Origin of the sequence: Sphingorhabdus wooponensis, assembly GCF_003933235.1 — a bacterium.
GTDB classification, from domain to species: Bacteria; Pseudomonadota; Alphaproteobacteria; order Sphingomonadales; family Sphingomonadaceae; genus Sphingorhabdus_B; species Sphingorhabdus_B wooponensis.
In genome coordinates this window covers 954,720-974,227 of sequence record NZ_RWJI01000001.1, presented here as the reverse complement: position 1 = coordinate 974,227, position 19,508 = coordinate 954,720, and the positions used below count along the sequence as shown (strand labels likewise).

16 protein-coding genes are annotated in these 19,508 nt (G+C 53.4%); 10 read left to right on the top strand and 6 right to left on the bottom strand.

Features of this window, described 5'->3' with window-relative positions; all coding sequences use genetic code 11:
* Positions 1-13 precede the first annotated feature (13 nt).
* Positions 14-1,000 carry a threonine ammonia-lyase gene (locus tag D7D48_RS04870; RefSeq protein WP_125230218.1) on the top strand — a complete coding sequence of 329 codons (987 nt, stop codon included), beginning with the start codon at positions 14-16 and terminating at the stop codon, positions 998-1,000.
* Here the strand turns inward: D7D48_RS04870 and hemA are convergent.
* Complete coding sequence (hemA, locus tag D7D48_RS04865) at positions 988-2,208, bottom strand: 5-aminolevulinate synthase (RefSeq protein ID WP_125230217.1); 1,221 nt, start codon at positions 2,206-2,208, stop codon at positions 988-990. The two genes, D7D48_RS04870 and hemA, sit on opposite strands and share 13 nt — an antisense overlap.
* Positions 2,209-2,594: 386 nt before the next feature.
* Between hemA and plsY the strand changes: the two genes are divergently transcribed.
* The 3 genes from plsY (at position 2,595) to topA (ending at position 6,914) form a co-directional block, all read left to right on the top strand.
* Entirely contained in the window at positions 2,595-3,167 is a 573-nt protein-coding gene (gene plsY, locus D7D48_RS04860) for a glycerol-3-phosphate 1-O-acyltransferase PlsY (RefSeq protein ID WP_125230881.1), read from the top strand.
* Positions 3,167-4,270 (top strand): DNA-processing protein DprA, encoded by a 1,104-nt coding sequence (gene dprA, locus D7D48_RS04855; protein ID WP_125230216.1) that lies wholly within the window; start codon positions 3,167-3,169, stop codon positions 4,268-4,270. The genes plsY and dprA overlap by 1 nt, the downstream gene beginning before the upstream one ends.
* A gap of 91 nt (positions 4,271-4,361) precedes the next feature.
* Positions 4,362-6,914 carry a type I DNA topoisomerase gene (gene topA, locus D7D48_RS04850; protein WP_125230215.1) on the top strand — a complete coding sequence of 851 codons (2,553 nt, stop codon included), beginning with the start codon at positions 4,362-4,364 and terminating at the stop codon, positions 6,912-6,914.
* Between the two features lie 73 nt (positions 6,915-6,987).
* On the opposite strand, the gene era is transcribed toward topA, so the two are convergent.
* The 3 genes from era to lepB are packed head-to-tail and all read right to left on the bottom strand — an operon-like array spanning position 6,988 to position 9,433.
* Positions 6,988-7,881 (bottom strand): GTPase Era, encoded by an 894-nt coding sequence (era, locus tag D7D48_RS04845; protein WP_125230214.1) that lies wholly within the window; start codon positions 7,879-7,881, stop codon positions 6,988-6,990.
* Complete coding sequence (gene rnc / locus D7D48_RS04840; RefSeq protein ID WP_245964335.1) at positions 7,878-8,546, bottom strand: ribonuclease III; 669 nt, start codon at positions 8,544-8,546, stop codon at positions 7,878-7,880. Before rnc ends, era begins: the two co-directional genes overlap by 4 nt.
* Entirely contained in the window at positions 8,543-9,433 is an 891-nt protein-coding gene (gene lepB, locus D7D48_RS04835; RefSeq protein WP_125230212.1) for a signal peptidase I, read from the bottom strand. Before lepB ends, rnc begins: the two co-directional genes overlap by 4 nt.
* Before the next feature lie 121 nt (positions 9,434-9,554).
* Between lepB and pgi the strand changes: the two genes are divergently transcribed.
* Together pgi and gorA are read left to right on the top strand one after the other, a co-directional pair.
* On the top strand, positions 9,555-11,057 hold the full coding sequence (gene pgi, locus D7D48_RS04830; RefSeq protein ID WP_125230211.1) for a glucose-6-phosphate isomerase: 1,503 nt from the start codon (positions 9,555-9,557) through the stop codon (positions 11,055-11,057).
* Positions 11,058-11,152: 95 nt separating this feature from the next.
* The gene (gorA, locus tag D7D48_RS04825) at positions 11,153-12,499 is read left to right on the top strand and encodes a glutathione-disulfide reductase (RefSeq protein ID WP_125230210.1); all 1,347 of its coding nucleotides are present in this window, start codon (positions 11,153-11,155) and stop codon (positions 12,497-12,499) included.
* Here the strand turns inward: gorA and D7D48_RS04820 are convergent, their stop codons facing one another.
* Together D7D48_RS04820 and trhO are read right to left on the bottom strand one after the other, a co-directional pair.
* Complete coding sequence (locus D7D48_RS04820; RefSeq protein ID WP_125230209.1) at positions 12,500-13,129, bottom strand: glutathione S-transferase; 630 nt, start codon at positions 13,127-13,129, stop codon at positions 12,500-12,502.
* A gap of 55 nt (positions 13,130-13,184) precedes the next feature.
* Complete coding sequence (gene trhO / locus D7D48_RS04815) at positions 13,185-14,126, bottom strand: oxygen-dependent tRNA uridine(34) hydroxylase TrhO (protein WP_125230208.1); 942 nt, start codon at positions 14,124-14,126, stop codon at positions 13,185-13,187.
* A 144-nt stretch (positions 14,127-14,270) separates the two neighbouring features.
* Here trhO and D7D48_RS04810 point away from each other — a divergent pair, with 144 nt between their 5' ends.
* The 4 genes from D7D48_RS04810 (at position 14,271) to bioB (ending at position 19,504) form a co-directional block, all read left to right on the top strand.
* Positions 14,271-15,797: an acyl-CoA carboxylase subunit beta gene (locus D7D48_RS04810; RefSeq protein WP_125230207.1), complete on the top strand. Its 1,527-nt coding sequence runs from the start codon at positions 14,271-14,273 to the stop codon at positions 15,795-15,797.
* Between the two features lie 9 nt (positions 15,798-15,806).
* Positions 15,807-16,247, top strand: coding sequence for a methylmalonyl-CoA epimerase (gene mce, locus D7D48_RS04805; RefSeq protein ID WP_125230206.1), 441 nt, complete (start codon positions 15,807-15,809; stop codon positions 16,245-16,247).
* A gap of 129 nt (positions 16,248-16,376) precedes the next feature.
* The gene (gene scpA, locus D7D48_RS04800) at positions 16,377-18,500 is read left to right on the top strand and encodes a methylmalonyl-CoA mutase (protein WP_125230205.1); all 2,124 of its coding nucleotides are present in this window, start codon (positions 16,377-16,379) and stop codon (positions 18,498-18,500) included.
* On the top strand, positions 18,494-19,504 hold the full coding sequence (gene bioB / locus D7D48_RS04795; RefSeq protein ID WP_185739814.1) for a biotin synthase BioB: 1,011 nt from the start codon (positions 18,494-18,496) through the stop codon (positions 19,502-19,504). The genes scpA and bioB overlap by 7 nt, the downstream gene beginning before the upstream one ends.
* The last annotated feature ends 4 nt before the right edge of the window (positions 19,505-19,508 follow it).

Here is a 19,508-nt window from a genome sequence, read left to right as displayed (position 1 = left end):
ATAGGGGGCTTTTATGACAGAACAAGAATTGGCTGCGGCCCAAAAAGTACCAACGCACGAAGGCGTACTGCGGGCAATGACTAAAATTGCGGATATTCTGCCTAAAACACCCTTGCTGCCGCTTGAAGTGGACGGTGTAACCATCTGGTGCAAGGCGGAAATGCTTCAACCAATAGGTGCGTTCAAAATTCGCGGCGCGTGGCATCGCCTGTCCGACCTTAACGCAGAAGAGCGCGCGCAGGGTGTTGTCGGCGTGTCCAGTGGAAACCATGCTCAGGGCGTTGCTTGGGCGGCTAAGAGGCTTGGAATATCGGCAACTATTGTGATGCCATCTAATGCGCCGCGCATGAAGCTAGAAGCAACGAAAGCTCTTGGGGCAGAAGTTGTTCTTTATGATCGTGCCACGGAATCGCGTGAAGAAGTTGCCGCTGCACTGATTGCCCAAAGCGGTGCCACTTTGGTGCATGCCTTTGGCGATCCATGGGTAATTGAAGGGCAGGGGACCGCTGGAATCGAAATTGCCCAGCAACTGTGCGATTTTGGTTTGTCTGGCCCAGATATGATAGTGTCTTGCTGCGGAGGCGGCGGCTTGGCATCCGGCCTTGCGCTGGCATGTCCGAACGCTGAAATCGCCATTGTTGAACCCGAAGGCTGGGATGACATCATTCGTTCGCTGGCTGCAGGTGAAATTTTGCCAGTCAAAGACCTCACGCATCCGACTTATTGCGATGCTCTACAAACACCGCAAACCTATCCAGTGAATTTTGAAATTCTGCGCAACTGCGTGTCTTATGGTGTTTCGGTAACGACGGACGAAGTTGCGACCGCGATGCGCGTGGTGTTTGAAAGTCTACATCTTGTTGTAGAACCCGGCGGCGCTGTCGCTCTGGCAGCTGTGCTTACCGGAAAGATACAACCCAAGGGCGTTACCGCTGTAACCTTGTCAGGCGGAAACGTGGATCGTGAGTTGTTCGTTAAGTTGCTTGCTCAAGCCGCCTGAGCGACTGGCATTTCCATCCTGCCCCAAATTTCGACTAACGCCGCAGTCAGATCAAGCATCATCGCCTCATTATGTTGAGGTCCGGGAGTAAAGCGTAACCGCTCAGTGCCGCGCGGCACTGTCGGGTAATTGATTGGCTGCACATATACGCCATATTCGGCGAGCAATATATCGCTGACTTTTTTGGCTTTAACCGGATCACCGACCATCAAAGGAACGATATGCGTGTTGCTCATCATTACGGGCAAGCCAGCATCGGCAAAAAGCTTTTTCAGCATGGCGGCGTTCGCTTGCTGCGCATCACGTTCCACGCTGGATGCCTTCAAATGGCGCACTGCGGCCAATACACCCGCGACCAAAACCGGTGACAAAGACGTGGTGAAGATAAAGCCGGGTGCATAAGACCGGATGACATCAATGATGTTCTGGTCCGCGGCGATATAGCCGCCCATGACACCAAATGCCTTGCCAAGCGTGCCTTCGATAATAGTCACACGGTCTGCGACGGCGTCACGTTCTGAAATGCCGCCACCGCGTGTGCCATACATGCCAACGGCGTGGACTTCGTCGCAATAGGTGAGCGCATTATATTTGTCAGCAAGATCGCATACCGCGCCAATAGGCGCTACATCACCATCCATCGAATAGACGCTTTCAAAGGCAATTAGTTTCGGTGCTTCCGGATCATCAGCAGCGAGCAACTCTTCAAGATGCGCGAGGTCATTGTGCCGCCACACACGCTTTTCACATCCTGCGTTACGTATACCAGCGATCATCGACGCGTGGTTCAATTCATCCGAATAAATGATGCAGCCTGGTAGGACCTTTGCGAGTGTCGACAATGTCGCATCGTTCGAAACATAGCCCGACGTGAACAACAATGCGCCATCCTTGCCATGCAAGTCGGCCAGCTCATGTTCCAGCTCAACATGATAATGTGTATTGCCACCGATGTTGCGCGTACCGCCCGAACCTGCGCCGACATCGTGTAATGCGTTTTCCATCGCATTAATGACGTCGGGATGTTGCCCCATGCAAAGATAATCGTTGGAACACCATACGGTGATATCCTTGGGACCATTATGCCCCGCAAAACAACGCGCGTTCGGGTAATTGCCCTTATTCCGCAATATGTCGATAAATACGCGATAGCGGCCCTCAGCATGAAGCCGATCGATCGCCTTTTCGAAAACAGCGTTATAATTCACGGACATTAACCCCGGTTAAAAACCACTATCGCAATATGCTGAAGCCCAATAATCGCGAGCACCGTAAAAATCCAGCGCGAACGACTTGCAATAAGCGTCATTCGGGTTCCGCTATTGCGATATTTTCGCTTACAGTAATTTGATTTGCGTTACACCTAACGAAAACATAGCAGGAAAGGACGGTCCCAATACGTTGACCTCTCCGTTATTTTGGAAATTACAATCTGCGGGCTTTTCGATGCAAACCTGTCTTATGTATAAATGGAGGTGTTGGGGGCAAGCGGTGCTTATCAAGGCGACAACCTTGAGCATGAAGAACAAAACAGCTACAGAATACAGAAACTTAGGGGATTCGTCTGGTGAGTGATACTTGGTTCAACATATTTATGGGTCTGTTGCTGGGCTATGCGCTTGGTGCCATCCCTTTTGGTTTGTTGCTCACGCGTTTCTCCGGGGGTGTTGACATAAGGACCATTGGATCAGGCAATATTGGCGCAACGAATGTTTTGCGGACTGGGCGCAAAGGGCTTGCGGCACTTACATTGCTGCTTGATCTGCTAAAAGGTCTGTGCGCGGTTTTGCTAGCGACAAAATATCTACCCGGTGGAGAAATTCTGGCCGCAGCGGGCGCTTTTTTTGGTCATCTTTTTCCGGTTTGGCTTCAGTTTAAAGGTGGCAAGGGCGTCGCAACTTATGCAGGCATTTTGTTTGGTTTATTCTGGCAAGGCGGCTTGGTGTATGCAGTGGCTTGGATTGGCGCCTTGCTTATTTCACGGATATCGTCGCTGTCCGGCCTGGTCGCCGCTCTTTCTGCGCCCATCGCCGCTGCCATTTTCGGTCATTATGAATTGGTAGCGTTGCTTAGCGCCTGCACATTGATTGTCTTTTGGAAGCATCGATCGAATATCAAAAATCTGCTGGATGGCACGGAACCCAGAATCGGCAAAAGCAAAAGCTGATGGCATCAATGGGGAGCAGGCAAGCACAATTTGATCAGCTTCGCCTGATCCGTTCCCCCAACATAGGCCCCGTAAGTTATCGGCAACTCATGGCGCGCTTTGGTAGCGCAAGGGCCGCGATTGAGGCTTTACCTGATCTCATACGTCGCGGCGGTGGTAAGTCGGTGGTTCTCGCCAATGATGAGGCCATTGCGCGGGAGTTTCAGTTTGCCCAAAACTTTGGTGCGCGCCATGTTTTCATCGGCGATGACGACTATCCTTATTTGCTGTCGCAAATGGACAATGCCCCGCCCGTTATCTGCGTAAAGGGCAATCTATCGTTATTGGCGCAACCTGCTGTGGCGCTCGTCGGCGCACGCAATGCTTCGGCCGGTGCCTGTCAATTTGCGCGTCAGTTGGCTTTTGATCTCAGCCAAATGGGGCTGTCTGTGGTGTCGGGACTGGCACGCGGTATTGATACAGCCGCACATGCGGGCTCCATAGAAAGTGGCACTGTCGCGGTTATCGCTGGTGGTATAGATGTTGTTTATCCGCCCGAAAACCGCGCGCTGCAGGAGGGCATTGCTGAGCGTGGGCTTTTGATAGCGGAACAACCGCCGGGAACCGAACCGCGCGCAAGACATTTCCCATATCGAAACCGCATCATTGCCGGCACTTCGGTTGGAACAGTCGTGATTGAAGCCGCGCCAAATTCGGGGTCACTCATTACCGCGAGACTTGCGGCAGAAGCGGGGCGGGAAGTTATGGCTATCCCCGGGTCCCCGCTGGATCCGCGCTCGCGTGGTTGCAACCAGCTTATCCGTGAAGGCGCAACATTAGTGCAGGACGCGTCGGAAATTGCGGAGCTGGTTTCTCCATTGGACAACCGGATGCTTGCACCTGCAGTTAAAACAGCCCCGTCCTTTGCCGTAATGAACGATGATGAAAGCAATGTTGAGCGCGGCGCGGTTATTGACCTTATGGGCATGACTTATGTCTCGGTCGACGAATTGGTACGGCAATCCGGCAGCAATCCAACCACCGTCCAGATGGTGTTGCTTGAGCTTGAGCTGGCCGGAAAACTAGAGCGCGGTGCAGGTGGGAAGGTCCGCTTGGCGGCATAAAAAACATCTGCATTTTTCGTCTTGACGAGCTCTGCCTTACCCCGTCAGCCTACACGCGTACGCGAGAGATTTTAGAAAAGCACAATATATCATGCAATTAGTAATCGTTGAATCACCTGCAAAAGCTAAGACAATTGAGAAATATTTGGGCCCGGGTTTCAAGGTGCTCGCCTCTTATGGTCACATACGCGATTTGCCGCCCAAGGACGGTTCGGTGAATCCAGACAATGGCTTTGAAATGTTGTGGGATAATTATGCCGATAAGGCAAAGCAGCTCAAGGCCATTACCGACGAGGCCAAGAAAGCCGATAGCCTCATCCTTGCGACCGACCCTGATCGCGAAGGTGAAGCTATTAGCTGGCATGTGCAAGAAGTGCTTGCGAAGAAAAAGGCGCTGCCTGCCAAAGTAGGCCGCGTGACATTCAACGCGATTACCAAACAGGCAGTAACCGATGCAATGCAGCATCCACGTGCTTTGGATGTCGACCTGATTGATGCATATCGCGCACGCCGTGCGTTGGACTATCTGGTTGGGTTTACTTTGTCGCCCGTGTTGTGGCGTAAATTACCTGGCGCAAAATCCGCAGGTCGTGTGCAGTCCGTTGCACTGCGCCTCATCGTGGAACGTGAACGTGAGATTGAGGCGTTTCGTGCCCAGGAATATTGGTCTGTGAAGGCCGCTATGGAGCATAAGGGGCAAAAATTTGATGCCCGTTTGATTCAATATATGGGCAAGAAGCTCGACAAGATGGATCTGAAGACTGAAGTAGACGCAGAACAAGCGCGTCTTGCAGTGGAAACGGGCAAATTCACAGTCGAAACCGTCGAAACGAAACCTGTAACCCGAAATCCGCAGCCGCCCTTTACAACATCGACATTGCAACAGGAGGCCGCACGAAAGTTGGGTTTTTCCGCCAGTCACACCATGCGCATCGCACAGGGTCTCTATGAGGATGGGGCGATAACCTATATGCGAACCGATGGCGTTCAAATGGACCACAGCGCCATTTCCGCCGCGCGTAAATCCATCTCGGATCGTTTTGACAGCGGCTATCTACCCGAAAAACCGCGCATGTATCAAAGCAAAGCGAAAAACGCGCAGGAAGCGCATGAGGCAATCCGGCCAACTGATTTTGGTAAGGATAAGGTAGGTTCCGGTGACCATGGCCGTTTGTATGACCTGATTTTCAAACGGGCGATGGCCAGCCAAATGGCATCCGCCCGTATGGAGCGTACCACTGTCGATCTGCTTGACGGCACCGGACAGACTGGCCTGCGCGCGACAGGGCAAGTGATGAAGTTCCCAGGGTTTCTGGCCGTGTATGAAGAAGGGCTAGACGATAGCGACAGCGAAGATGGCGCGATATTGCCAGCCATGGCCGTTGGCGATACGCCCGCCAAACACGCTGTGGAAAAGACACAACACTTTACGCAACCGCTACCGCGTTTTTCGGAAGCGACGTTGGTAAAGCGTTTGGAAGAATTGGGCATTGGTCGCCCGTCAACTTATGCGTCGACTATCCAAGTTCTAAAAGATCGCGCTTATGTTCGTGTGGAAAAAAATCGTTTCTTTGCAGAGGAGTCCGGGCGACTGCTCACAGCATTTCTAGAACACTTTTTTGAACGCTATGTTGCTTATGATTATACCGCAGGTCTTGAAGATCAGTTGGATGAAATCAGCGGTGGCCGTGCCGATTGGCAAACCTTTCTGGAGGCATTCTGGCGCGATTTTAAACCCAAAACAGTTGAAGTCATGGAGCAGAAACCATCTGAGGTGACTGCCGAGCTTGACATCTTCTTGTCGCCTTATCTGTTTCCAGACCGCGAGGACGGCACTGATCCACGTATATGCCCGAAATGCGGCGATGGTAGACTTGCCCTGCGCGGCGGAAAGTTTGGCGCCTTTGTGGCCTGCTCAAATTATCCAGAGTGCAAATATACTCGGAAATTCGCGCAGCCCGGCGGCGAAAGTGGAGAGGATACCGGTCCAGAAGTACTGGGCCAGCATCCAGAAACGCAATTAGAAGTCAGCCGAAAATCTGGGCGTTTTGGTCCTTATTTCGAAATGGGTGAGGGCGCGGAAGTAAAACGCGCCTCTATCCCTAAGGATATTCCTGCGGAGGATATCGGGTTAGAATGGGCGGTGAAGTTGCTGTCGTTACCACGCACGGTCGGCATACATCCTGAGAGCGGCGAACCCGTCACGGCAAGCATTGGTCGCTATGGGCCATATTTGGCGCATAACGGCAAATATGCGCGGTTGCAGTCAACGACTGAAGTGTTTGAAACCGGCATGAACAGCGCAGTTGTGAAGCTGGCCGAAGCATTGGCCAACCCCGGCCGCGGCCGTGGTGCTGCGCGCGCGCCATTAAAGGAACTCGGCAAACATCCGCGTACCGATGCGGAGATTAAACTGATGGAGGGGCGCTTTGGGCCTTATGTGACCGACGGGACGACAAACGCCACTTTGCCCAAGTCCATCTCACCAAATGAGCTGACATTGGAAGAAGCCGCACAATTGATCGACGCCCGCGCGGCGATGCCACCTAAAGGTAAGGTCAAGAAAAAGGCCGCACCGAAGAAGAAAGCTGCAGCAAAGAAAGCGCCGGCAAAGGCCAAGCCAGCCGCAAAAGCAAAGACGTAAGCAACGAAATACATCCACCCGTCGCACCAGCCTGCGCTGGTGCGACGGGGATCGGGAAGAAATCGACCCGAGTCTACTCCACCCATTCAAGCCCAATGTCGCGATACAGGCTGCGGTCCTCGTCCCATTTGGCATGCACTTTGACATGCAAATAGAGATGAACTTTCACGCCCATAAGCTTGGCCAGTTCAAGCCGCGCAGCCTCTCCAATGGCCTTAATCCGCGCGCCGCCTTTGCCGAGAACGATTGCGCGCTGGGTAGGGCGGGCCACTAAAATCTGCTGGTGAATTTCTAGTGAGCCGTCTTCGCGCTCGCTATATTTTTCAGTCTCCACAGCGCTTGCATAAGGAAGCTCTTCATGCAGTTGCAGATAAAGTTGCTCACGTGTTATTTCCGACGCGATCAGGCGCTCCGTAGCATCGGACACTTGATCTTCGGGGAAGTGCCATTCGCCCTCAGGCATATTGTAAGCAAGCGCCGTTTTGAATTCTTCCAAACCGTCACCGGTCACCGCGCTGATATAATAAATCTGTTCAAACGCGCATTTGTCCGTCAGTTTCGTGGTCAAAGCGAGCAATTTGTCCTTGGCGGCAATATCGACCTTGTTGAGCACGAGCCACTTGCGTTCTGGGCGGTCCTTTAATCCTTCAAGGATCTTTTCCACCTTTGGTCCTGCGCCCGCGCGGCCGTCGACTATTAACGCAATCATGTCGGCATCACCCGCACCGTCCCAAGCCGCAGCCACCATTGCGCGGTCAAACCTACGTTGCGCGGCAAATATGCCCGGTGTGTCGACGAGGATGATTTGCGTTTCACCGGACAAGGCAACACCCAACATGCGCGTGCGCGTGGTCTGTGCCTTGGGACTAACAATCGCAACCTTCTGTCCGACCAGAGCATTGACTAAGGTCGACTTGCCTGCATTGGGAGCGCCGATAATGGCCACATGTCCGCATCTTTTGGTCATGCGTTGGTTTCCAAAAATGCAAGTGCAGCGGCGGTTTCAGCGGCCTGTTTGCTATTGGCGGTAGCCGCAACGGGTGCAAAGCCCTTTACGGTGACGGTGATTTCAAATCTCATGGCGTGGGGAGGGCCTTCTTTTTTGGTGATGACATATTCAGGAACCTTGCGACCATGGGCGGCGCACCATTCTTGGAGTTCGGATTTCGGGTGTTTGGGGGCGCCAGTTGCGGATTCGAGGAGTGGCCTCCAGAGCCGTTCTACAAGATCGCGGGTGACGAGTAGGCCATGGTCCAGATATACAGCGCCAATAGTGGCCTCCATGATGTCGCCCAAAACATTATCGCTTTGTTGGGCACCATCATCACGCGCTTGCTTGCCCAAACGGATATAAGGCGGAAGACCAATTTCCCGCGCAATGTCTGCGCAGGTCACGCCCGAAACCAGCGCGTTTAGCCTATGCGATAAGCGCCCCTCGGCTTCATCCTTATATCGGTGATAGAGCATATCCGCGATTATAAGTCCCAAGATACGATCGCCGAGAAATTCGAGCCGTTGATAGTCCGGTTGCCCCGTACTGCCGTGCGTGAGTGCGCGCTGGTAAAGTGCCAAATCCTTTGGCGGCTTTGGAAGTAACGCCGTCAGCCAAGCCTCTTGTTCTTCGTTGGTCAAAACCCTTGTCCAATGCGTTCCGCGCGCGTGGCCGTAAACCATGTCCATGGCAGCAACCAATGCGATGATCCATCGGTGGAGAATACAGACACCAACGCACGCCCCACGAGATTTTCTTGCGGCACCATGCCAATAGCGCCTGGTTTGTCGATGGGGGACCATCTGCTGTCAGCGCTGCGATCTCTATTATCACCCATCAGAAACAAGTCGCCTTCACCAACAACAAATGCTTCAGTGTTGTCGCCCTCTAGACCATTTGCAAGATCGAGGATTTCGTAGCTTTTGCCTTCCGGCAATGTTTCCCGAAAACGGGGATAGCGGCATTGTGTTCCGCCCTTCGCCGCAGGTTCCTCCATGTCGGGACGCCAGCAAGGGAATGGATTGCGATCAAGCTCAGCGGCATCTCGCATATTTTGCGTCACTGGAATAACAAGGTCTGCAATACGTTCCTTTTTCACGGCGACGCCGTTGATTTCAAGGATGCCCTCGCGCATCTGAATGACATCACCGGGAAGGCCAATGACACGCTTAATATAATCCGCGCCGTTTGACATCGGGGCCTTGAAAACCACGACATCACCACGTTCTGGTTGGCCCGCAAAAATCCGTCCCGGTATAATCGGCAATGCAAAAGGCATGCTATTCTTGGAATAGCCATATGGCCATTTCGCTACGAGCAAATAATCCCCAATGAGCAAGCGTGGCTGCATCGATTCCGACGGGATGTTGAAGGGCGAAACGATGAAACTGCGTAATATAAATACGAACAATGCAAGCTTCAGTAAGAAGCCACCATATTCGCGCCATTCTGACGTTTCAGGTGGTGAAACCTGCGGCGCAGGCGCAGTTGCAGATGAATCGCCTGACTTTTCAGTATTAGAAGTCACAAAATCTCACAAAATAATGTCGTCGAATGACGGTTAGGCTGGTCTTTTACCGTGAAGGCGCGTTATTTGCCAGCGCCGAGATTCACGCTGCGTTACAACGCCCATAATGAAGAGACCGAAAATGACCGATAAACGATGGGTTGCGCTGGAACAGCATCAGCCGCAACACTTAGTAAAACTGTTCGCGGCGGACGCAGATCGCGTGAGCAAAATGACCATACAGGAGATGGGTCTTCGGTTCGACCTGTCAAAAACGCATCTTGATGATGCGGCGTTAAGTCATTTTGCCAAGCTTGCGGAAGATATGCAGCTTGACGCTGCAAAGGCTGCGTTGTTTTCGGGGGCAGCTATCAATGTGACTGAAGCACGTGCCGCTGAGCATGCGGCTGAACGCGGTATGGGCGATGCCGAATCCGTTGCCTATGCTCGCGCGCTGCAACAACGCATGCGCGGTTTGGTTGAGGCTATTGATGCTGGCTTAATGGGAGATATCCGCCATATATTGCATATCGGCATTGGCGGGTCGGCGCTTGGCCCCAAACTGCTCATAGACGCACTTGGCCGCGATGGCGCACGTTATGATGTCAAAGTCGTGTCAAACATAGATGGTGCGGCGCTGACCGAAGCGGTCAAGGGAATGGACCCGCATAAGACGATTGTCGCCGTTGCCTCCAAAACTTTTACCACCACCGAAACATTGCTCAACGCAACCAGCGCCATGGAATGGATGCGCGACGGCGGCGTGGCAGACCCTTATGCGCAATTTGTCGCACTGACAGCCTATCCCGATAAAGCTATCGAATGGGGCATAGACGAAAGCCGGATTTTGCCGTTCAACGAAACCGTTGGTGGCCGCTATTCCTTGTGGTGCTCGATCGGCTTTCCTGTTGCGCTAGGTCTTGGGTGGTCGGTGTATCAAGAACTGTTGGATGGTGCAGCCACTATGGATGCACATTTCCGCAATGCGCCCATCATGGAAAATGCCCCGACATTGGCGGCATTTGTGGATCTTTATTATGCCCAAACCAAGTCTTGCCAGACACGTGCGGTATTTGCCTATGATGAGCGTTTGCGCCTGCTGCCCGATTATCTTCAGCAGTTGGAGATGGAATCAAACGGTAAGTCCGTGACCGCCGAAGGCGCGCCACTTGGACGCCACAGCGCGCCTGTGACATGGGGCGGTGTAGGGACCGATGCCCAACATGCCGTATTCCAATTGCTGCATCAGGGCACGCATCTTATCCCCGTCGAATTCATCGCCAGCAAGACGCCGGGGCATGACTTCGATACCAAGCATCATGAAACCTTGCTGGTCAATTGCTTTGCCCAAGGCGCGGCATTGATGGCGGGGCAGAAATCCGATGATTTGGCGCGCAATTATGTCGGCAACCGGCCATCTACGACGATATTGCTGGACGACGTCACGCCCGCAACGGTGGGGGCGTTGATTGCCTTTTACGAACACCGGACATTTGTGAATGCGGTTTTGTTGGGGATTAACCCGTTCGACCAATTCGGCGTTGAGCTCGGCAAGCAAATTGCAAAAAGCATAAGTGACAATGGCGCAAGCGGCTTTGACCCGTCTACCACTGCGCTGATTGCAGCGGCGCTTGGCGATATCTAAGCCATCGGTATTTATTCGATAACAATGGGTGAGAATTCCCGTTGGTAATATTATGACCTGTCCCCATATCCCAGGGACACAGGAAAGAACTATATATGGCTGATTTTGATTATGATCTCTTCGTTATTGGCGCAGGTTCGGGCGGCGTCCGGGCCTCACGCATCGCGGCATCGCATGGAGCCCGCGTTGCTGTGGCGGAGGAGCATCGTGTCGGCGGCACCTGCGTCATTCGCGGCTGTGTACCCAAGAAACTGTTAGTTTATGGATCGCATTTCGCTGAAGATTTGCATGACGCAAAACGGTTCGGCTGGAATACCGATGGTGCGACATTTGATTGGAGCGTCTTGCGCGACAATGTTGCTGCCGAGGTCAACCGCTTGGAAGGCCTTTATGGCCAGACGCTTGGTAACAATAAGGTCGAGGTTTTTCACGAACGCGCGACACTGACGGGGGCAAACAGTGTTCAACTTTCCAGCGGACGTATGGTCACGGCTGCGCATATTTTGATTGCTACGGGTGCTTGGCCGTCTGTTCCTGAAATTCCAGGTGCAGGACATGGGATTACATCGAACGAAGTTTTCAGCCTTTCTGAATTACCCAAACGCGCCTTTATTGCGGGCGGCGGTTATATCGCAAATGAATTTGCTGGTATTTTCAATGAACTGGGTGTCAAAGTTAAGCTTGTAACACATGGCGACCGCGTTTTACGTGGTTATGATGACGAAATTGTCGATCGCTTAGTCGACCTAAGTCGTCAAAAAGGTATCGATGTCCATTTCCACTTTGGCATCAAATCGGTGACAAAACAGGATGACGGCTCTCTTTTGATTGAGGGCGACAATGGAGAGACGATTGAAACCGATTTGCTGTTATGGGCCATCGGGCGCACGCCGCACACCATTGGGCTTGGTTTAGAGCAGGTAGGCGTTGACCTTGGGAAAGACGGGTCGGTGAAAGTCGATGACGACAACCGCACCAATATTCCTAGCATTTACGCCGTTGGTGACGTCACCAACCGCGTGCAATTGACACCGATTGCCATCCGTGAAGGCCATGCCTTTGCCGATAGCGTGTTCGGCAACAATCCGCGCACGGTCAATTATGACTGTATTCCAACGGCGGTTTTCAGCAATCCGCCTATCGCCAGCGTGGGTATGACCGAGGCGGAAGCACGGACGCAACATGATGATGTGAAGGTGTATAAAAGCGATTTCCGCGCAATGAAAAACGTGCTTGCCGATCGCAATGAGCGGGCCTTGTATAAAATGGTGGTGGCTGGTCCGGACGAACGGGTTGTCGGCCTTCATCTAATCGGCCCAGACAGCGGCGAAATTCTTCAGGCTGCGGCCGTTGCGGTTAAAGCGCGCTTAACCAAGCAGGATTTTGACGATACTGTCGCCTTGCACCCCAGCATGTCCGAAGAATTGGTTTTGATGAAATAATCAGGGAAAGTGAACCGGCGTATCGCCTGCTTTCCATTGCGGGTAGCGGGTCATGATAGCTGCAAACAGGTCGCTGCCAACAAGTGCGGATAGCCAGTTTTGTAGCGCGGGCAGGGGCAAAGCACCAAACCATAAGGCATCCGTGGCGGCAAATTGCCGGACAAAAGGGAATATCGCGATATCGGTGAAAGCAGGCTGTGCGCCGCCGAGATAGGGTGCCGCCGCCAATCGGTCATTCAAGTCACCCAGATAGAGCAAAGCGGCGTCGCGATGTGCGCTGCCATCGGCCAGATCATAACGATGCGGATATTTATATCGGTCTAGCGCTTGTTTAAATGGCCCATCATTCGCCAAAACAAGATCTTGGTCGTCATGGGCCAGCCAGCCTTTGGGATCGCTCTGTGCGAGCGCCCAGCGCATGATATCCAGACTTTGCTCTAACACCCTGCCATCGCGTAGCACCAAAACAGGAACGGTCCCCTTAGGCGATGCCTCTAACATTTCCGGCGGCTTGTCGCGCAACACGACCTCGCGCAGTTCCACCTGTACGCCACTAACCGCGACAGCCATCCTTGCGCGCATGGCATAAGGACAACGGCGGAAACTATATAGGATCGGCAGGGCGGTCATTTACCTATTACATGGCCTTGTGTTTTGACTGCGCGTGAAACCAAAGAAACGCAAATTAGCCATCATCACGTGGATTAACGCCAATATGTTGTTTGCCGCGCTTTTTGGCCAAGGCAATCTGCTTTTGCCGTTCCGCAAAACGGGCGCGGTCTTCGTCGGTACGTTCGGCATAACAAGCCGGACAAGACACGCCTTCGACGAAATAATCGGATGCCTTATCCTCTTGTGAAATCGGGCGGCGGCACGCGTGGCAGAGTTCCATTTCGCCAAGCTCCAGGCCATGCTTCACTGACACGCGTTCGTCGAAAACGAAACATTCACCCTGCCATTTGCTTTGTGCTTCCGGAATATTCTCCAAATAGCGCAAAATGCCGCCTTCCAGATGATAGACCTCGTCTATGCCTTCTGCCTTCAAAAATGCCGTTGATTTTTCGCACCGGATCCCGCCTGTGCAGAACATCGCAAATTTTGTTTTGCCTGCCGCTAGCTCCGCACGATGCGCGCGAAACCAATCGGGAAATTCACTGAAGGATTTGGTTCTGGGGTCAACCGCACCCTCAAACGTGCCAATCGCCACCTCATAATCATTACGCGTATCGATTAACACAGTGTCTGGATCGGAAATCAGCGCATTCCAATCCTCGGGCTGCACATAGGTGCCCACTTCTCTTTTTGGATCAATGCCATCTACGCCGAGCGTAACAATCTCTTTTTTAAGGCGCACTTTCATACGGTAAAAGGGCATTTCCTTAGCGTGTGAATATTTCACATCCAGCTCGGCGCAGCCCGGAATGTCGCGCAGAAAAGCTATTAAGGCGTCTATGTCAGAAGGTTTTCCAGCCACGGTTCCGTTGATGCCTTCATGCGCCAACAATATTGTACCCTTGATGCCGCCTGCAGCGCATTGTGCCTGAATGCGTGGTTGCAATTCTTCAGGCGCGTCAAATGCTACAAAGCGATAGAGCGCCGCTACCTTAATGGGATATTGTTCGTCCATGTCGCGGCCCTATAACGTGTTTTTTAGATTTATGCAGCCTGGAATCCATGGCGGGCCAAACCGAATTTAATCGCACGATTAATTTGCAATTGCCGTGACAGGATGCCAAGGCTTTGGACAACAAAATTGCTTATGGGGAATGCCATGTCGGCTAATATCGCTGAACTGGAAGCACGCCGCGCGGCGTCGAAACTGGGGGGTGGGCAAAAGCGTATTGATGCGCAGCATGCCAAGGGCCGTTTGACGGCCCGCGAACGCTTGGATATCTTGCTGGATGAAGCCAGTTTCGAAGAACTCGACGCCTATGTCACGCATAATTGCATCGATTTCGGTATGGCAGAACAAAAAATACCGGGGGATGGCGTTGTCACCGGTAGCGGCACTATCAATGGCCGCCTGGTCTATGTTTACAGCCAGGATTTTACAGTATTCGGCGGGTCTTTGTCTGAAGCCCATGCGATGAAAATCTGCAAGGTATTGGACAATGCGATGAAAGTCGGTGCCCCGGTTATTGGCTTGAACGACAGCGGCGGCGCGCGCATACAAGAGGGTGTGGCATCACTTGGCGGCTATGCCGAAGTGTTCCAACGCAATGTGCTGGCCAGCGGCGTTGTCCCGCAAATTTCGCTAATCATGGGTCCATGTGCGGGCGGCGCGGTGTATTCACCGGCAATCACAGACTTCATCTTCATGGTGAAGGATTCGTCATACATGTTCGTCACTGGCCCCGATGTGGTAAAAACAGTGACTAATGAGGTCGTGACGCAAGAAGAATTGGGTGGGGCGGTTTCGCATACAACCAAATCTGGCGTGGCGGATAATGCCTTCGAAAATGATATTGAGGCATTGTTGTCGGTTCGCGATTTCTTTGATTATTTACCCGAGAATAACCGCACGGGCGTGCCTGAGCGTCCGACTGAGGACCCATGGGACCGGATTGAACCTAGTCTCGACACTTTGATCCCACCTAGTGCGAACCAGCCTTATGATATGCATGAGCTGATCCGCAAAACAGTCGATGAGGCCGATTTCTTTGAGGTCCAGCCCAGCCATGCGGCGAACATCATCATTGGCTTTGGCCGGATTGAAGGGCGCACGGTAGGCATCGTCGCCAATCAGCCGATGGTGTTGGCAGGTGTGCTCGATATCAACAGTTCTAAAAAAGCCGCGCGCTTTGTGCGCTTCTGCGATGCGTTCGACATTCCAATCGTCAGCTTCGTTGACGTTCCGGGCTTTTTGCCTGGGACCGCGCAGGAATTTGGCGGAATAATAAAGCATGGCGCCAAGCTGCTGTTCGCTTATGCCGAGGCGACAGTACCCAAAATCACCATCATCACGCGCAAGGCTTATGGCGGCGCGTATGATGTGATGGCGTCCAAGCACTTACGCGGTGACCTCAATTACGCATGGCCAACCGCCGAAATCGCGGTCATGGGTGCAAAGGGCGCAGTAGAAATCATCTTCCGCGGGTTATCGGCCGAAGAGCAAGCGGTGAAAACCGCAGAATATGAAGACCGCTTCGCCAATCCGTTTGTGGCGGCGAGCAAGGGGTTCATCGACGAGGTCATCTATCCGCATTCCACACGAAAACGGATCGCCTTGGGCTTACGGAAATTGCGGAACAAGGCGTTGGAAAACCCTTGGAAGAAGCATGACAATATTCCGTTGTGAGGATCTAATATGAAACTCGGCCGTCTGAACCATATCGGCGTTGCAACGCCATCCATAGCGGACAGCATCGTTTTTTACCGCGACGTTATGGGCGCGACGAAAATTCATGAACCGTTCGACCTGCCTGATCAGGGGGTGAAGGTCTGCTTTGTTGATACGCCCGCCGCGGATGGCGCGCTGAATGGCACGCAAATTGAACTGATCGAACCGCTGCCCGGCAATGCATCCATAGCAGCCTTTCTGGAGAAAAATCCGGCGGGTGGGCAGCATCATGTCTGTTACGAAGTGCCCGATATCCATGCGGCAAAGGCCGAATTTGAGACGATGGGCAAACGCGTGCTTGGCGAGCCACGCATTGGCGCGCATGGGACGCTGATATTCTTTGTGCATCCCAAGGATATGCAAGGTGTTTTGACCGAAATTATGGAGGTGGGTGTAGGAGCGCACTGATCGCGCATTGCCCCCAATCGTCATGCTGAACTTGTGGCAGCATCTATCACGCTACTCTAAACAACGAAGTGAGTGGCAAAATGGACCCAGAAACGCGTTTAGGGTGACGGATTAGCGAATGGAAGTTTTATGACGAATATCGACCAGTGGAAAAAAGCGGCTGACAAAGAGGTCAAGGGCAGGGACCTGACCTGGAATACGCCAGAGGGCATCGCTGTGAAGCCGCTCTATACCGCGCAAGATGCTGGCGATCCTGGCCTTCCCGGTTTTGCGCCATTTACGCGCGGTGTGCGAGCATCCATGTATGCAGGCCGCCCCTGGACGATCCGCCAATATGCAGGCTTCTCAACCGCTGAGGAATCCAATGCATTTTACCGTCGTAATTTGGCCGCTGGGCAAAAGGGCCTTTCGGTCGCTTTCGATCTCGCCACGCACAGGGGCTATGACAGCGACCATCCGCGCGTTGTCGGCGATGTTGGCAAGGCTGGTGTTGCGATTGATAGCGTCGAGGATATGAAAATCTTGTTCGACGGCATTCCGCTCGATCAAATGTCCGTGTCAATGACCATGAACGGCGCGGTCATCCCCATCTTAGCGTTTTTTATTGTGGCTGGCGAAGAACAAGGCGTCGACCAAGCGCAACTCGAAGGGACAATCCAGAACGACATCCTCAAAGAGTTCATGGTCCGCAACACCTATATATATCCGCCAGAACCATCGATGCGGATTGTATCGGACATTATCGCATATACCAGCGCGCACATGCCCAAGTTTAACAGCATCTCCATTTCCGGCTATCATATGCATGAGGCTGGCGCGACCGCGGTACAGGAACTTGCCTTCACCATTGCCGATGGCAAGGAATATGTGCAGCGCGCTATCGCCTCGGGCTTAGACATTGACGCCTTTGCGGGGCGGTTGTCCTTCTTCTTTGGTATTGGCATGAATTTTTTCATGGAAGTGTCAAAGCTTCGCGCGGCGCGGACATTGTGGCACCGTGTCATGGACGAACTCGGCGCAAAAGATGAACGCTCCAAAATGCTACGTACGCATTGCCAGACATCGGGTGTGTCGTTGCAGGAGCAGGATCCGTATAACAACGTCATCCGCACAACGATTGAAGCGATGGCCGCGACCTTAGGTGGGACGCAGTCGTTGCACACCAACGCGCTCGATGAGGCGATTGCGCTACCGACCGACTTTTCGGCGCGCATTGCGCGCAACACACAGATTGTGTTGGCCGAAGAAAGCGGCATCACCAAAGTCGTCGATCCGCTTGGCGGGTCTTATTATGTCGAGGCACTGACCGCGGAATTGGTCGACCAAGCATGGAAAATCATCGGCGAAGTTGACGCGCTTGGCGGCATGACCAAGGCCGTTGCATCCGGCATGCCAAAGCGCCTTATCGAGGAAGCAGCCGCCGCGCGGCAGGCACGTGTCGATAAAGGCGAAGACGTTATCGTCGGCGTCAACAAATATAAGCTCGCCACAGAAGACCAGCTCGATACGTTGGAAGTCGACAATGACTTCGTGCGTCAGGGCCAAATTGCTCGCCTTGCGGCCACGCGCGCCGCCCGTGATGAGGCCGCGTGTCAGGCGGCGCTGGTGGCACTGACCGAAGGCGCAAAAGGCAATGCCAATCTCTTGGCACTCGCTGTCGAGGCGGCCCGCGCCCGCGCAACTTTGGGCGAGATTTCAGACGCGATGGAGGCTGTATTCGGTCGTTACGCAACAACGCCTGTGCCCGTTCAAGGCATTTACGGCAGCGCGCATGAATTTGACAAACGTTGGGCACAAGTTCTGGATGGCGTGGCTTCAGTGGAGCGCCGATTGGGTCGCAAGCCCAAGCTGTTGGTCGCGAAAATGGGGCAAGACGGGCATGATCGCGGTGCAAATGTCATTGCGTCGGCTTTTTCCGACATGGGCTTTGACGTTATCAGCGGTCCATTATTCCAAACGCCAGAAGAAACCGTTGTTCTGGCGCTTCAACATGATGTTGATGCCGTTGGCGCATCCAGCCTTGCCGCAGGGCACAAAACCCTCATACCCGAATTGGTAAAAGGTTTGCGCGCGGCAGGACGCGGCGACATTAAGGTGATTGCCGGCGGTGTTATTCCACCCCAGGATTATGATTTTCTGCGTGAGGCAGGGGTGCAGGGCATTTACGGCCCCGGCAGCAATGTTGTTGAGTGTGCTGCAGATGTTTTGACGTTATTGGGGCACAATATGCCGCCTTTAGGAGATGCATCGTGACAGTACGCACCGACTGGAGCCGTGCAGAAATCGCGGCTTTGTTTGACCTGCCGTTCGACGAATTGGTGTATCAGGCGCAGACCGTGCACCGTGCGCATCATGCGGCGGGACAGATACAGCTATGCACATTGCTGAGCATCAAAACCGGCGGTTGCCCAGAAGATTGCGGCTATTGCTCGCAATCCGTGAAGGCCGACAGCGGCGTTGCAGCAACGAAGTTGATGGATGCCCAAGCCGTGTTGCAAAAGGCGGCTGAAGCCGCAGACGCTGGCTCACGCCGCTTCTGCATGGGCGCGGCGTGGCGGAACCCCAAGGATCGCGATATGCCTGCGATTGTGCAAATCGTTCAGGGTGTGCGTGCCATGGGCATGGAAACCTGCATGACCTTGGGTATGTTGACACCCAGCCAAGCAGACATGCTCGCCGACGCTGGCTTGGATTATTACAACCATAATATCGATACCTCACCAGAGCGGTATAATGAGATCATTACCACACGCACGATGGAGGATCGGCTCGACACGCTGGCCGAAGTCCGTCGTGCGGGCATTAACGTGTGTAGCGGTGGCATAGTCGGCATGGGCGAGACACGCGCTGACCGGGTGGGCTTCATTCATACGCTCGCGACCTTGCCACAGCATCCCGAAAGCGTACCGGTTAACGCCTTGGTGCCTGTGAAGGGCACTGTGCTCGGTGATATGCTCGCCGATACGCCACTGGCGAAGATCGACGATATCGAATTTGTCCGCACAATCGCCGTGGCGCGTATCACCATGCCAATGAGTATGGTACGGTTAAGCGCGGGGCGTGAAAGCATGTCCGAGGCAACGCAGGCTTTATGCTTCATGGCTGGTGCAAACAGTATCTTTACCGGTGACAAATTGCTCACCGCGGCCAATGCAGGCGACGACAAAGACGCAGCGATGCTAGCAAAGTTGGGTCTGCGCCCAATGGATGCACAGGAGCCCTTACGCGCGTGCAAGGCGCTGGAGGCGGCAGAGTGATTTT